The organism is Silanimonas sp., from assembly GCF_044377035.1.
Lineage (GTDB): Bacteria > Pseudomonadota > Gammaproteobacteria > Xanthomonadales > Xanthomonadaceae > Silanimonas.
In genome coordinates this window covers 41237-54796 of record NZ_JBILJW010000004.1, presented here as the reverse complement: position 1 = coordinate 54796, position 13560 = coordinate 41237, and the positions used below count along the sequence as shown (strand labels likewise).

The 13560-nt window shown below is 71.5% G+C and carries 11 protein-coding genes; 4 read left to right on the top strand and 7 right to left on the bottom strand.

The features are described from left to right. Positions 1–4 precede the first annotated feature (4 nt). The 4 genes from ACIQ6S_RS03185 to ACIQ6S_RS03170 all read right to left on the bottom strand — a co-directional run bounded on the left by ACIQ6S_RS03185 (position 5) and on the right by ACIQ6S_RS03170 (position 2249). Positions 5–208 carry a zinc-finger domain-containing protein gene (locus ACIQ6S_RS03185; protein ID WP_297866011.1) on the bottom strand — a complete coding sequence of 68 codons (204 nt, stop codon included), beginning with the start codon at positions 206–208 and terminating at the stop codon, positions 5–7. A gap of 62 nt (positions 209–270) precedes the next feature. Next, positions 271–954, bottom strand: coding sequence for a pirin family protein (locus tag ACIQ6S_RS03180; protein ID WP_397607094.1), 684 nt, complete (start codon positions 952–954; stop codon positions 271–273). 69 nt (positions 955–1023) lie between these two features. Continuing rightward, positions 1024–1608: a YceI family protein gene (locus tag ACIQ6S_RS03175; protein WP_397607093.1), complete on the bottom strand. Its 585-nt coding sequence runs from the start codon at positions 1606–1608 to the stop codon at positions 1024–1026. Positions 1609–1661: 53 nt separating this feature from the next. Continuing rightward, complete coding sequence (locus tag ACIQ6S_RS03170) at positions 1662–2249, bottom strand: malonic semialdehyde reductase (protein ID WP_397607092.1); 588 nt, start codon at positions 2247–2249, stop codon at positions 1662–1664. Between the two features lie 150 nt (positions 2250–2399). Between ACIQ6S_RS03170 and ACIQ6S_RS03165 the strand changes: the two genes are divergently transcribed. Further along, positions 2400–3431, top strand: a complete 1032-nt coding sequence (locus tag ACIQ6S_RS03165) for a mitochondrial fission ELM1 family protein (protein WP_397607091.1) — start codon at positions 2400–2402, stop codon at positions 3429–3431. Here the strand turns inward: ACIQ6S_RS03165 and glnE are convergent. From glnE to ACIQ6S_RS03150, 3 genes are all read right to left on the bottom strand, one after another. Continuing rightward, positions 3365–6157 carry a bifunctional [glutamate--ammonia ligase]-adenylyl-L-tyrosine phosphorylase/[glutamate--ammonia-ligase] adenylyltransferase gene (gene glnE / locus ACIQ6S_RS03160; protein ID WP_397607090.1) on the bottom strand — a complete coding sequence of 931 codons (2793 nt, stop codon included), beginning with the start codon at positions 6155–6157 and terminating at the stop codon, positions 3365–3367. The two genes, ACIQ6S_RS03165 and glnE, sit on opposite strands and share 67 nt — an antisense overlap. A 137-nt stretch (positions 6158–6294) precedes the next feature. After that, positions 6295–7524 carry a magnesium transporter gene (locus ACIQ6S_RS03155; RefSeq protein ID WP_397607089.1) on the bottom strand — a complete coding sequence of 410 codons (1230 nt, stop codon included), beginning with the start codon at positions 7522–7524 and terminating at the stop codon, positions 6295–6297. Positions 7525–7573: 49 nt separating this feature from the next. After that, entirely contained in the window at positions 7574–9664 is a 2091-nt protein-coding gene (locus tag ACIQ6S_RS03150) for a prolyl oligopeptidase family serine peptidase (RefSeq protein ID WP_397607088.1), read from the bottom strand. A 157-nt stretch (positions 9665–9821) separates the two neighbouring features. On the opposite strand from ACIQ6S_RS03150, the gene ACIQ6S_RS03145 reads away from it, so the two are divergent. Genes ACIQ6S_RS03145 through ACIQ6S_RS03135 form a run of 3 tightly spaced genes read left to right on the top strand, consistent with a single transcriptional unit; the run spans position 9822 to position 13560 of the window. Further along, positions 9822–10985, top strand: coding sequence for a DUF819 domain-containing protein (locus ACIQ6S_RS03145; RefSeq protein ID WP_397607087.1), 1164 nt, complete (start codon positions 9822–9824; stop codon positions 10983–10985). Positions 10986–11002: 17 nt separating this feature from the next. After that, positions 11003–12457: an SH3 domain-containing protein gene (locus tag ACIQ6S_RS03140; RefSeq protein WP_397607086.1), complete on the top strand. Its 1455-nt coding sequence runs from the start codon at positions 11003–11005 to the stop codon at positions 12455–12457. Then, positions 12454–13560: a dipeptide epimerase gene (locus ACIQ6S_RS03135; protein WP_397607085.1), complete on the top strand. Its 1107-nt coding sequence runs from the start codon at positions 12454–12456 to the stop codon at positions 13558–13560. Before ACIQ6S_RS03140 ends, ACIQ6S_RS03135 begins: the two co-directional genes overlap by 4 nt.

Below are 13560 nucleotides of genomic sequence, written 5' to 3'. Positions count from 1 at the left end.
GGCGTCAGTCGGCGAGGACGTACTTCGCGCCGCAGTACGGGCAGATCGAGGTGCCGCCTTCGTTCTCGATCGGCAGGTAGACGCGCGGGTGCGAGTTCCACAGCTTCATCTCCGGCGTCGGGCAGGAGAGCGGCAGGTCGGCGCGCTTCACGGAATAGACGCGCTCGGTGTTGGCGGCCTTCTGGGCAGTGGCGTCGGTGCGGAGCATGGGCGCGGGCTCGAACGGCGAAAGCGCGCATTCTAGCCCGGCGCGGCCCCGGCCGCCCGCCCTCAGGCCGGCAGCTCGACCACCAGCAGGTCGGCCCCGTACGAGGACACCAGGGCGAACCCGGCCTCATCGGCCACGCCCAACCCGTCACCGGCGCGGAGGAACTGGCCGCGATACGCCAGTTCGCCGCCGACCACCTCGACCCAGCAGGCCGAACCGCGCGTCGCCGGCACGGCGAACATCGCGCCCGGGACGATCGATTCGCGGCGCACCGTGGCCGCGGCACCCCAAGGCAGCAGCGCCTCGGCCGGCGCCGCGATGCGCGATTCCCCCACGGCGGGCGTAGCCACGGCCTGCGCCGGCGCCGCATTGCTGTGCATGGGCTGCACCCAAAGTTGCAGGAGGCGCAGGGTCGCGGCCGTATCGAGGTTCTCCTCGACGGCATCCACGCCGGCGCCCGCGCCGAGCCGATGCCATTGGCCCGCCGCGACGGGGCCGGAATCGCCGGCCTGCGACTGCACACGGTAGGTGCCGGCGAGCACGAGGGTGAGCACTTCCATGTTGGCGCGACGCGCCGCCGGCAGGCGCGCAGCGGGCGCGAGCTCGACGCGATTCAGCACGCGCAGTGCGTGGAAGCCGAGCCAGTCGCGGTCGAACGCGCTGCCGTGGCTGAAAGCGGCGGTGCCGGACAGGCCGGGATCGACGAGACGGCCGCGCTCGGCGGCGGGACGGAAGACGATGGGCATGCGCGGATTGTGCCGCAGAAACGACGACGGGCCCGAAGGCCCGTCGCGTTCGCGCGGTGGGTGCGCCGCTTACTGCGCCGGAAGCTCGCGGTTGAACTCGGTCTCGATGCGGATCTTCACTTCCGCGCCGACGGCCGGGGCGTACTTGTCGAAGCCCCACTGCGTGCGATCGATCGTGGTGCTCGCCGAGAAGCCGGCGACCTCGATCGTCGGACGGAACGGATGCGGCGCGACCTTGTTGAGCTTGACGTCGAGCACGACCGGGCGGGTCTGGCCGAGCATCGTGAAGTCACCGGTCACCTTGAGCGCGCCGTTGCCGGCGTCCTCGACCTTGGTGCTCTTGAAGGTCATCGTCGGGTGGGCGGCGACGTTGAAGAAGTCCGCGGACTTCAGGTGCTCGTCGAAATCGGCCTGGTCGGTATCGATGCTGTTCGTGTCGATGGTGACTTCGATCGACGAGTTCGCGAGGTTGGCGCGGTCGAGGTTCAGCGTGCCGTCGTACTTGGTGAACTCGCCGAAGGTCTGCGAGAAACCGAGGTGGTTGATCTCGAAGCCGACGTAGGTGTGGCCGGCGTCGAACTTGAACGCGTCTGCGGCGAAGGCGGGGGCGGCGAAGGCGGCGGCCAGCGCGGCGGCGAACAGGGTCTTCTTCATGGGGTGCTCCGGGTGGGCAGGCCGCGGCGGACGCCGCGGCGGAAGGGTGGGCTTCAGGCGATGCGAGCGGCTTCGTCGAAGGACAGCCGCGGCGAACGGGGGAACAGGCCGGCCACGTCGCCGTAGCCGAGGTTGATCAGGAAGTTCGACTTGATCGTGGTGCCGGCGAAGAAGGCGGCGTCGAGCTTGGCGGCGTCGAACCCGGACATCGCGCCGGTGTCGAGGCCCAGCGCGCGCGCCGCCATCAGCAGGTAAGCGCCCTGCAGGCTGGCATTGCGGAACGCGGTGCTCTCGATCAGCGCCTCGTTGCCAGCGAACCAGCTACGCGCATCGGCGTGCGGGAAGAGCTGTGGCAACTTGTCGTAGAAGGCCATGTCCTGAGCCACGATTACCGTCACCGGGGCGGTCATGGTCTTCTCGACATTGCCCGGGGCCAGCGCGTCCTTCAGCTTCGCCCTGGCTTCCGGCGACTTCACGAACACGAAGCGGGCCGGCGAGCTGTTGGCGCTGGTCGGCGCCCACTTCACGAGGTCGTAGAGCTGGTGCAGCAGGGCGTCGGGGACGTCCTTCGCCTGCCAGGCGTTGTGCGTGCGGGCGCTGCGGAAGAGCTGGTCGAGGGCGGCGGAGTCGAGGGTGGTCATGGGGGATCCTGGGGTGGGGGCGGTGCGATGGGGTCGCAGTATGGCGGCGCGATGCCGGCGCACGATGCCCGCCGCTGCAACAGGTCGTTGTGAACGCCGGAACGACGCGGTTCGCTGCTGCGTCGCCGCGCTGCTGGCTACACTCGGCCCATGAGTAGCGCTTTTTCCGCCCCTGTCCTCGTCGTCCATGACGGCGCCTCCGGCAACCGCCGGCAGGCGCTGGCCTTGGCCGAGGCCTGGGCCCTGCCCTTCGACGAGCTCGTGCTGCGGCCGCGCGTGCCGTGGCGCTGGGCCGCGCCACGAGTGCTGCCGGGCAGCCACGCCGCGTTCGGCCCGGACTTCGCCGCCGCGCTCGAGACGCCTCCCGTCATCGCGGTGGGCTGTGGCCGCCAAGCGGCCCTCGCCACCCGCCTGTTGCGGCAGCGCGGCAGCAAGGCCGTGCAGATCCTGCACCCGCGCCTGCCCACGCCGCATTGGGACGCGGTGGTCCTGCCCGCGCACGACGGCGTGCAGGGCGGCAACGTGCTGACGCTCGACGGCAGCCTGAACCCGATCGACGATGCCTGGCTGGAACAGAAGCGCGCGGCGCATCCGATGCTTGGCGAGGCACCGGGACCGGTCACCGCCCTGCTCGTCGGCGGCCCCACCGACGACAGCGACTGGGACCGCTATGCGCTCGACGGCATCCTCGAACTGCTGCTGCGCTGGCGGCAGCGCGATGGCGGCACGCTGTGGGTGATCGGCTCGCGCCGCACGCCGTCGGCGATGCGCCGGCAGATCAAGCAGGCCCTGGGCGACCGCGCGCAGGTCTGGATGGACGACGGCGATGGGCCGAACCCCTACGCGGGCGTGATCGCCTGGGCCGACCGGCTGGTGGTGACGCCGGATTCCGCCAACCTGATCAGTGAGGCGGCCGCCACGCGCGCGCCGGTGTGGATCGCCGTACCTCGCTACAACCGTGGTCGCATCCAACACCTCGTTGCCAAGGCCATCGACAGCGGCCGCGCCCGCTCGCTGGGTCCGGAGGGCACGCCGTGGCCGATCGAGCCCTGGCGCGAGAGCGCCCGTGTCGCCGAGCGACTTCGTCCATGGGTACTCGAAACGATTACCGAGCGTCAGCCAGCGGCCGACGACAACGCACCCGCCGACAAGGCCGCGCGCAGCGCCGACGCCGTGCCCTGAGCCGTCGCGTCCGGCACGCGGCGCGGCCGGCGATCGAGCGTGCAGCCGAGCGAGAACGCGACCAGCGCGGCATGCGCCTCGACCAGCACCCGGGCCGTCGCAGCGTCGATCACGCCTTCCTGCGCGAGCGCCGTCGCCAGCGCCGCGCTGTGCCGCGGTCGCATCAGCGCCGGATGGGCGCCGGCATGCCGCAGCACCGCGTGCTGGAGGGCGAACTCGAGGTCGACGAGGCCACCGGCGCCCTGCTTCAGGTCGAAGTGCGCAGCATCGCTGCGATCGAGCTCGCGGCGCATGCGCTCGCGCATGTCGGCGACGTCCTTCGCCAGCGCCTGCGGATCGCGCTGCCGCGACAGGATCTCGTCGCGAAGCGCATCGAGGCGGGCGAGCAATGCGGGGTCACCGGCCAGCGGGCGCATGCGCACGAGAGCCTGGTGCTCCCAGGTCCAGGCCCGCTCGCGCTGATAGCCGGCGAAGCTGTCGAAGTTCACGACCAGCAGCCCTTTCGCCCCATCGGGGCGAAGCCGCACGTCCACTTCGTAGAGTTTGCCGGCGGCCGTGGAGGTATCGAGCAAGGCGACGAGCTTCTGCGCGATGCGCAGGTAGTAGCGCCCGGCATCCAGCGGGCGGGCGCCGTCGGACACGGCATTGGGGTCGGCGCCGTGCACGAAGACAAGGTCGAGGTCGGAGGCGAAACCGAGCTCCTCCGCGCCGATGCTGCCGTAGCCGAGCACCGCGAAGCCGCCCTCGGCGACGCGACCGTGCGCGCGCTCCACTTCGCGCGTGGCGAGGGCCAGCGCCGCCGCGACCACGGCCTCCGCCACCTCGGCCAGGCGGCGCGTCGCCGCCACGGCGTCGACGCGGCCTGCGCGCCATGCCAAGCCAATGCGGAACGCGAGGCTGTGCCGCCGCTCGTTCAAGGCGATCAGCGCGGCCTCCGCATCGTCGTGCGCCGGCACCAGGCCGGCGATTTCCTGCGCGATGGTCGCGGCGTCGGGCAATGGCCCAGCCGCACGCACATCCAGCAGCTCATCGAGCAGCAGCGGATGTTCGGTGAGGCGCTCAGCCAGCAGCGCGCTGCCAGCGCAGACCTGGGCAAGGCGTTCGAGGGCCGCCGGCTGCTCGGCCAGCAGGGCGAAATAGCTGCTGCGGCGACCGATGGCGGTGATCAGCGCGATGCCGCGCGCAAGACTGGCGTCGGGCGCATCGCTGGCGGCCGCCTGCGCGGCGAGGATCGGGACGATGCGGTCGAACCACCCGGCCGCGCGTGCCGACAGGCTGCGCCGAAGGGTCGAGCCCGAGAGGCGGCGCAGCGCGTCATCGGCCGCCTCGGCGTCGACGAAACCCGCCTCGGCCAGCGTGGCCACGGCCCCGCCCTCGGGCAACGCCTGCCAGTAAGCGGCCAAGGCGGCGGTGCGGGCATCCGACGAGGTCGTGGCCCGCGTGTGCGCTTCGCGGCCGCCGAGCACCGCGGCGAACTCGGCCGCCACCACGTCGCGATGCGAACGCAGTGCGGCCTCCAGCGCCGCCGCATCGGCATGCCCCAACCCGCGGGCCACGCGCAGGCGATCGAGCGGGTCCGAAGGCAACGCGTACTCCTGCGCATCGCGCAGCATCTGGACACGGTTCTCGACGAGGCGCAAGAAACGGTAGGCCTCGGCGAGCCGCTGCGCCGTGGCTTCCGGCAGGTGGCCCGCCGCGGCCAGCGCAGAGAGCGCGGGCAGCAGGCCGCGGCGGCGCAGCGCCGCTTCGCGTCCGCCGCGGATGAGCTGGATGGCCTGTACGAGGAACTCCACCTCGCGGATGCCGCCCGGCCCGCGCTTGAGATCGTCGGCCATGTCCTTGCGCGCGACTTCCGCTTCGATCATGGCCTTCATCTCGCGCAGCGAATCCAGCGCGGTGAAGTCGAGGTAGCGCCGGTAGACGAAGGGCCGCAGCGCGTCGACCAGCGATTCGCCAGCCGCGAGATCGCCGGCCACCGGGCGCGCCTTCAGCCAGGCGTAGCGCTCCCAGTCGCGGCCCTCGCGCTGGAAGTAGGCCTCCATCGCGTCGAAGCTCAGCGCGAGCCGGCCACTGTCGCCGAACGGGCGCAGGCGGAGGTCGACGCGATGAGAGAAGCCGTCGACCGTCGGTTCGTTCAACAGCTGCGCGAGGCGCTGGCCGAGACGGACGAAGTAGGGCTCGGCGTCGAGCGACCGCGCGCCATCGCTGCTGCCGCCGCGCGGGTAGGCGTAGACGAGGTCGACGTCGGAACTGAAGTTGAGCTCGCCGCCGCCGAGCTTGCCCAGCGCGAACACGACCAACCGCTGCGCGCGGCCTTCGCTGTCGCGCACCGTGCCGAAGCGCGGCGCGAACTCGGCTTCCGCCTGTGCCAAGGCGCCCTGCAGGGCTTGCTCGGCGATGCGCGTGCTGCCGACGAGGGTGGCGTCGACATCGTCCAAGCCATCGACATCACGGGCGATAAGGACGCTCGAGGCGGCGGTCCGCCAGCGCCGCAACGCGGCCATCGCGCCCTCGGGGGCCTCGGCATCGAGCGCCGGGAAGGCCGGCGTCGCGTGACGGTTCGCGAGCAGCGCGGGTTGCCGCCGCAGCACGTCAAGCGCGAACTCCGAGGTGATGGCGAGTGGACGCAGCGCGTTGCGGGTCGCCGCGTCCAGCGGCGTGGCCTCGGCGAGCGCGTCGAGACGACGCGCCACCAGGGCATCGAGGGTGGCCTCAAGCGATGTCATGGCACCTCGCCGGAAAAAAAGAACCCGCAAGGCCAAGGCGCTTGCGGGTTCGTGCTCCCTCCCCCACGTCGGAAGCGCTTCGATCCTGCGACGCCGCCGCGACGGCTTGCACGCTGCAATGCAACATCGGCGGACCTTCAGCCGTGCAGGGCCAGCAGCAGGCTGGCGAGCCCGAGGAAGAAACCCATGCTGCACACGTCGGTGATCGTCGAGAGGATGATCGCCGAGGCGGTGGCCGGATCGGCGCCGAGGCGCTTCAGCAGCAAGGGCACGCCCGCACCGGCGACGCCGGACAGGGCGCAGCTCGCCGTCATCGCCACCAGCACCGTGACGGCCAGCACCGGCATGTCGGCGCGTTCCCGGGCGATCACTGCCATTGCCGCAGCCGCGAGCAGGCCGGTGCCGAGGCCGTTGAGCAATCCCAGCCACGCCTCCTTGCCGAGCAGGCGCGGGATGGACGCGCCCCGCAGTTCGCCCAGCGTCATGCTGCGCACCACCACGGCCAGCGACTGCGCGCCAAGGTTGCCGCTTTGTCCCGCCAAAACCGGCAGAAACATGGCCAGCACGACGATCTCGTTGATCGTGTCCTGGAACACGCCCACCACGCCCGCGGCCACGAAAACGGTGAGCAGGTTCAGCAACAGCCATGGATGGCGGAAGCGGAAGCTGCGCGCCCACGGCGTGGCGAGGCGCTCCTCCTTCTCGACACCCACCATGGCGCCGGCCTGCGCCGAGATCTCGAAAGCCTGCTGCTCGAACAGGGCCTGCCCGCGCACCTGGCCAACCAGGGTGCCGTCGGCCTCGCAAACCGGATAGACCGGGTAATGCCGCTGCACCACTTCGCGCATGGCGTCGATCAGCGTGGCCGACGGCGAGAGCACGAAAGGCTGGCGGATCATCACGTCGTCGAGGGCTTGCTCGCGCGCGGCGTAGAGCAACTCACGGAAGGCGACGACGCCCTGCAGGCGCTGTGCGCCGTCGACGACGAACAGGTAGGTGACCATCCGCGTCTTGACCACCTCGCGCAGGCGATCGATGGCCTCGCCGACGCGCGTGCCCATCGGGAACACGGCGGGCGGGTCCTCCAGCAAGCGGCCGACGCTGCCCTCCGGATAGCGCTGGGCATCGGCCCAGTCAGTGCCGGCCGGCGCCGCCGCCATGATCGGCGCGCGAACCTCCGCGGGCAGGGCTTCGAGGATGCGAGCCGCCCGCGCGGGCGGCATGGCCGCGAGCAATTGCGCCGCGCGGGCCGGCGACGCGCGCTTCAGCAGCGCCGCGAGCGACGTGGTGTCGAGATGCTGCAGGTCGGGGGCCGCGGCGTTTGCCGCAGCCGCATCGGCCGTGATGTCACTCGCCTTGTCGCCCACGCTGCACTCCCCGGCCGTCGAAGGCGACAAGGCTACCCGATGCCGCGCGTCAGTCGGCCTTCGGCGCGTTGTGCGCCTCGAACCACTGCTGCACCTGCTGGTACCAGAACACCGAGTTCTGCGGCTTCAAGATCCAATGGTTCTCGTTGGGGTAGTACACGTAGCGGCTCGGCACGCCCTTCATCAGCAGGGTCTGGTAGAGCTCGAGGCCGTGGTTCACCGGCACGCGCAGATCGGTCTGGCCGTGGACGACGAGGGTCGGCGTATCGAAGTTCGCGGCACCCAGGTGCGGGGAGTTGCGACGCAGGACGGTGTCATTGTCCTTCTCCCAGAAGCCGCCGAAGCGCGGCATCTCGGTCGAGAAGTCCGCTGCGTACTGGGTGTAGAGGTTGTACACGGCCGCGTGCGCGACCAGCGCGCGGAACGGGTGCTCGCGGCCGAGGATCACGCTGGTGAGGTAGCCGCCGTAGCTGCCGCCGCCGGCGACCATGCGCTCGGTGTCGATCCACGGCTGCGCCGCGAACCACTCGGCCGCCTTGATCACGTCCTGATAGGGCTTCTCGGCCCACTCCGGGTTGATGGAATCGGTGAAGTCCTGGCCGAAGCCCGAGCTGCCGTGGAAGTTCGGCCACGCGGTGACGTAGCCCCAGCTGCCGAACACCTGCGCGTTCCAGCGGAAGCTCATGCCGTCGGTGATGCCGTTGTGCGGGCCGCCGTGGATCAGCATGAAGAACGGGTACTTCTTCGTCTTGTCGAAGCCCGGCGGGTAGTTGACCCACATCTGGATGTCGGCGCCGTTGGCGCCCTTGTACGTCACCGACTCGTAGGTGCCGAAATCGGTGTTGGCCAGCAGCTCGTCATTGATCGTCGAGAGCTTGGTGGCGCGGCCGCTGCGCGCGTCGATGCGGACGAGCGTGGGCGGTTCGACAAAGGTCTGGCGCAGGCCGACCATCAGGCCGTTCTTCGCCAGTGCCAAGCCGTTGAACGAGGCGGGGCCGGTGATCGCGCGCGGCTCGCCGGAGAGCGGGAACTCGTAGGCGCGCACGGTGCCGGCGTCGTCCACGGCGCCAAAGAGGCGGCGGCTGTCGGGCGCCCACAGATACTCGGAGACCGTGCGGTCCCACTCGGCGTAGAGCTCGCGGGTGGTGCCGGCGCGGCGGTCGCGCAGCATCAGGCGGCCTTTGTCGGCGTAGAAGCCCTCGATGCGCTGCTGGACGAAGCTGAGCGTGCGGCCGTCCGGGCTGTAAAGCGGGGTGCCGTCGTTGGCCGGGTTCTCCGGCGTCAGGTTCACCGGCTTGGCGGCCACAGCCCCAGCGGCCGGCACGGCCACGGTGAACACGTCGTTGTTGGCGTCCTCGCGTGCCGGGTTCGAATCGGCGACGAAAGCCAGCTCGGCGCCGTCCGGCGAGATCGCGAACAGCCCGTCCGTGCCCTGCACCGCCGCGCGCGGCAGCTCGAGGCCCGTGCCCAGCGTCAGCGCCTGCGGCGCACCGCCGCCGATATCAACGGCGAAGACGTGGAACTGGCGCTCGTCCATGTAGCGGTCCCAGGCGGTGACGGGGCCGCCGTCCCAGACTTGGCCGGTCATCTTGCTGGCGGCACGCTCGTCGATCCGCTTGCCCTGCTCGGCCAGCGGCAGGTCGGCGAAGACGCGCGAGACGAAGGCGAGGCGGCGGCCGTCGGCGAACCACTTCGGGCTCTGCACGCCGGTGGCCAGCGTGGTGAGGCGGCGGGCTTCGCCGCCGTCGACCGGCATCACGTAGAGCTGCGGCGCCTTGTCGTCCTCGCGCTGGGCGGTGAAAGCGATGAACCGGCCGTCCGGGCTGAACGCCGGCGAGCCTTCGTTGCCCACGTGCGTGGTGAAGGCGCGCTCGCCGCTGCCGTCGGCGTTCCAGATCCACAGGTCGGTGTAGGCCTTGTCCTCTTTCATCTCGAAGCGGGTGACCGGCGCGACGATGAGCGAACCGTCCGGCGAGACGACCGGATTGCCGAGGCGCTGGATCTGCCAGCTGCGTTCGACGGTGAAGGGCTGTTTGCCGGGCGTGGCGGCCGTGGCGGGGACGTCGGCGCTCGCCGGCGATTGCGCGGCGGCCGGCAAGGCGGCGAGCAGCGAGAGGGCGAGGATGTGGCGAAGCAGCATGGCGACAGGCTCGTGGTGGATCGGGCGGCCACCATGCGGGGCGTCGCCGGGCCGGTGCAAGAGGGTCCCGCTGCCGTCCTCACGCCGCCGAGACGCCCCTCATCGCGGGCCGACGCGGGCGTGCCGGATTGGCCGCCGCCCTCTTTATGATCGGCCCATGACGGACTCTCCCGCCGCCTTCCTTGCGGCCCTGCTCCTCCTCGCCGGCCTCTTCCCGGTGCTCGCCAGCCGCTGGCCCCTTCGCCTGTTCGAGGTGCTGCCGCCCATCGTGCTGGCCTACGTCGCCGCGACCGCGCTGGCCGTCGCCGGTTTCTGGGCGGGCGGGCCGGCGGTCGACGCCACGCGGACCCAGGTGATGTCGCAAGCGCTGCCGGCCCTGATCTTCCTGCTGCTGGTGCGCTGCGACCTGCGCGCCATCCTGGCGCTGGGGCCGCGCGTGCTTCTCGCGTTCGCCTGCGCGACGGCCTCGATCACCCTCGGCTTCATCGTTGCCGCCCTGCTGCTGGGCGGCCTGCTGCCCGCCGATGCGTGGAAGCCGCTCGCTGCCGTGGCCGGCGGCTGGGTGGGCGGCACGGCCAACCTCGTCGCGGTCAGCCAAGCCGTCGACACCCCACCCGAGCTGCTCGGCTTCGCCCTGCTGACCGACGCGCTCTGCTACAGCGTCTGGGTGTTGGCGCTGTTCGCCACGGTGCCGCTGGCGCCGCGCTTCAATGCCTGGGCGAAGGCCCGCGCCAGCGGCGAAGCGGTCGCCACGTTCGAACCCGCCCCCGAGGCGCCGTCCACGCCCGGCCACGCGCTGATGTGGCTCGGCCTCGGCCTCACGGCGGGGCTGCTGGCGCGCGAGCTCGCGGCGTTGATGCCGCAGGACGGCGTGCTCAATGCCACCTCTTGGACGCTGTTGCTGGTGAGCGTGGCCGGCGTGTTGGCCGCGTTGACCCCGCTGCGCCGCCTGCCCGGCGCCGAAGGCTGCGGCAGCGCGCTGCTGGCGATCGTGGTGGTGACGCTCGCTTCGCAGGGCAGCTTCGAAGGCCTCGCCGCCGCGCCGTGGTTCATCCTCGCCGGCTTCATCGTTCTGGCGGTGCATGCCGCGCTGATGGCCGGGGCCGCGCGCCTGTTCAAGCTCGATCTTGCCCTCGTGGGCGTGGCCTCGCTCGCCAACATCGGCGGCGTCGCCAGCGCGCCCTTGCTCGCAGCGATGCACGCGAAGGCGCTCGCGCCCCTGGGCATCCTGCTCGCCCTGCTCGGCTACCTGCTCGGCACCGGCGTCGGGCTGGCCCTCGCGGCGGTGTTGCCCGGACTGATGGGAGCGAACGGCGGATGAGGGCCACGATGGCGAACATGACGATCCTCGATACCGCGCGTGGCGTCGCCCTGCTCGCGTTCGTCGCCTTGGCTGCGCTACCGGCCAGCGCGCGGGAGCGGCCCACCGCCGACCACACCGTCGCCGCCTTGGGCAACGCAGCGCAGGGGCCCGAGCGGCTTCGTCCGGCCGACGCGGCCTACGAGGCCGCGCACTGGATCGCTCGCTGGGCCGGCGCCGAACACGTGGCGATGGAGGCGACGGCCGTGGCCGCGCAGAACGACCGGCTGCTCGACAGCGACCCGTCGGTGACGCGACTCGCGGCCTTGCCGGAGGTGATGACCAACGCCGCGCTCCGTGCGCGGGTGCTGGCGCTATCGAGCCCTCCGACGGCCCTGCGCTATGGCGAGGACGGTCGCCTGCTCGGCGAAGCGGACCGCCAACGCTGGTCGGACGCGCTGGACCTTGAAGCGCTCGACGCGGCCGACGGCGAACGCGCTTTGGGCTGGGCGCTGGTGACGCGGCGCGCGGCGCTGCGCACCTTCCCCACGCACGAGCGCGTGTTCAGCGGGCCGGGCGAGACGGACCTCGACCGCTTCCAGGAATCGGCCTTTTTCCCGGGCACGCCCGTCGCGGTGCTGCATGCCAGCGCGGATGGCCGCTGGCGGTTCGTTGTCGGTGCCACCTACGCGGCGTGGATCGAAGAGGACGCGCTGGCCCACACCGACCGCGAGACCGCCCTCGGCTTCGCCACGCGCGCCACGCGCGTGGTGCTCGAACCCGTGGCCCGGTTGGCAACGACGCCCGACGCCCCGGCCGTGTCCGGTCTGGCGCTCGACATGGGCGTGCCCCTTCCCGAACGTCGCGACTGGCCGGTGACGGAGGCGGTGAACGGCCAAGGCGCGCTCGCGTCTCACGTGGTCGAAGTACCCACGCGCGATGCGTCCGGCGCCCTGGTGCTCACGACCGCCCTGCTGCCCCGCGGCGAAACCAGCCAGGACGGCCCGCTGCCGGCGTCGCGGGCCAACGTGCTGCGACAGGCGTTCCGCTTCCTCGGCGAGCGTTACGGCTGGGGCCACGCGAACGGCGCCCGCGACTGCTCGGGCTTCGTCAGCGAGGTCTACCGCAGCGTCGGTCTCGTCCTGCCGCGCAACACCGGCGACCAGGCGCGCAGCCCGGCGTTCGCGCGGCAATCGCTCGTCGGCCTCGACCGCGCGGCACGCCTCGATGCGGCAGCCGCGCTGGCGCCGGGTGACCTGCTCTACCTGCCCGGGCACGTGGTGATGGTGGTGGGCCATGACGAGCGCGGCCCGTGGGTCATCCACGACGTGCACAAGCTGCGCGTCCGCGAGGCCGGCGGCGAGCTGGTGGAATGGCGCGCGAACGGCGTGGTGCTGACGCCGCTGCTGCCGCTGCACGTCGACGCGGCCACCGATTACCTCGATGCAGCCACCATGCTGGTGCGGGTGCTGCCGGCGGACGACGCGCGATGAAGATCACCGGCTGGCGCATCGCACGGCTCCGCGTGCCGTTGAAGGTGCCGTTCCGCACGGCACTGCGCGAGGTCGACCACGTCGACGATCGCGTGCTGCTGCTCGACACCGACACCGGCCACGTGGGCCACGGCAGCGCGGCGGCCACGGCAATGATCACCGGCGAGACCCACGCCTCGATCGAAGCCGCCTGGCGCCAGCACCTGCTGCCCGCGCTGCGCGACGGCGACCTCGCCGCGCTGCCCGCGCTGCTCAATCGCGTGCAGCGGGCCATGGCCGGGAACCCCAGCGCCAAAGCGGCCATCGACATCGCCCTGCACGACCTCGCGGCGCAGGCGGCCGGCCTGCCCTTGCATCGCTTCCTCGGAAGCCGCCTCGAGGGCACGGCGACGCTGGCGACCGACCTCACCATCAGCGCGAATCCGCTCGCGGCGATGCGTGTCGACACACAGGCGGCACTCGATGCTGGCTATCGCGCGCTGAAGATCAAGGTCGGCAAGCATCCCGAGTCCGACGTCGAGACCATCGCGTCCCTGCATGCGGACGTGGCCGGGCGCGCACGGCTTCGCCTCGATGCCAACCAGGGCTGGACGCTGCGGCATGCGATCACGGTGATGCAGGCGCTGGAGTCGCGCGGGCTCGACCTCCAACTGCTTGAACAACCGTTGCCCGCCGATGACCTCGAGGGCCTAGCCAGCCTCCGTGCCGCTATCACCACCCCGCTGCTGGCCGACGAATCGGTGTTCAACGCCCGCGACGCCGAACGCGCGATCGCCGCGGGCGCGTGTGACCTCATCAACCTCAAACTGATGAAGAGTGGCGGCCTGGCCGGGACGGCCCGCGTGGCCGAGGTTGCGCGCGAAGCCGGCCTGCCCTGCATGGTCGGCTGCATGTTGGAGAGCCCCGTCGGAGCCGCCGCCGCGGCCCACTTCGCCGTCGCGAACGCCGACCTCGTTCGACTGATCGACCTCGACAGCCCCGGCCTCGCGCGCTTCGACCCCGTCGACGGCAATGTCCATTTCGAGGGCCCGCGCATCAGCGTCGGCGATACTCCCGGCCTTGGCATCCGCGCCATCGCCGGCCTCGAATTTCTGGACTACTGA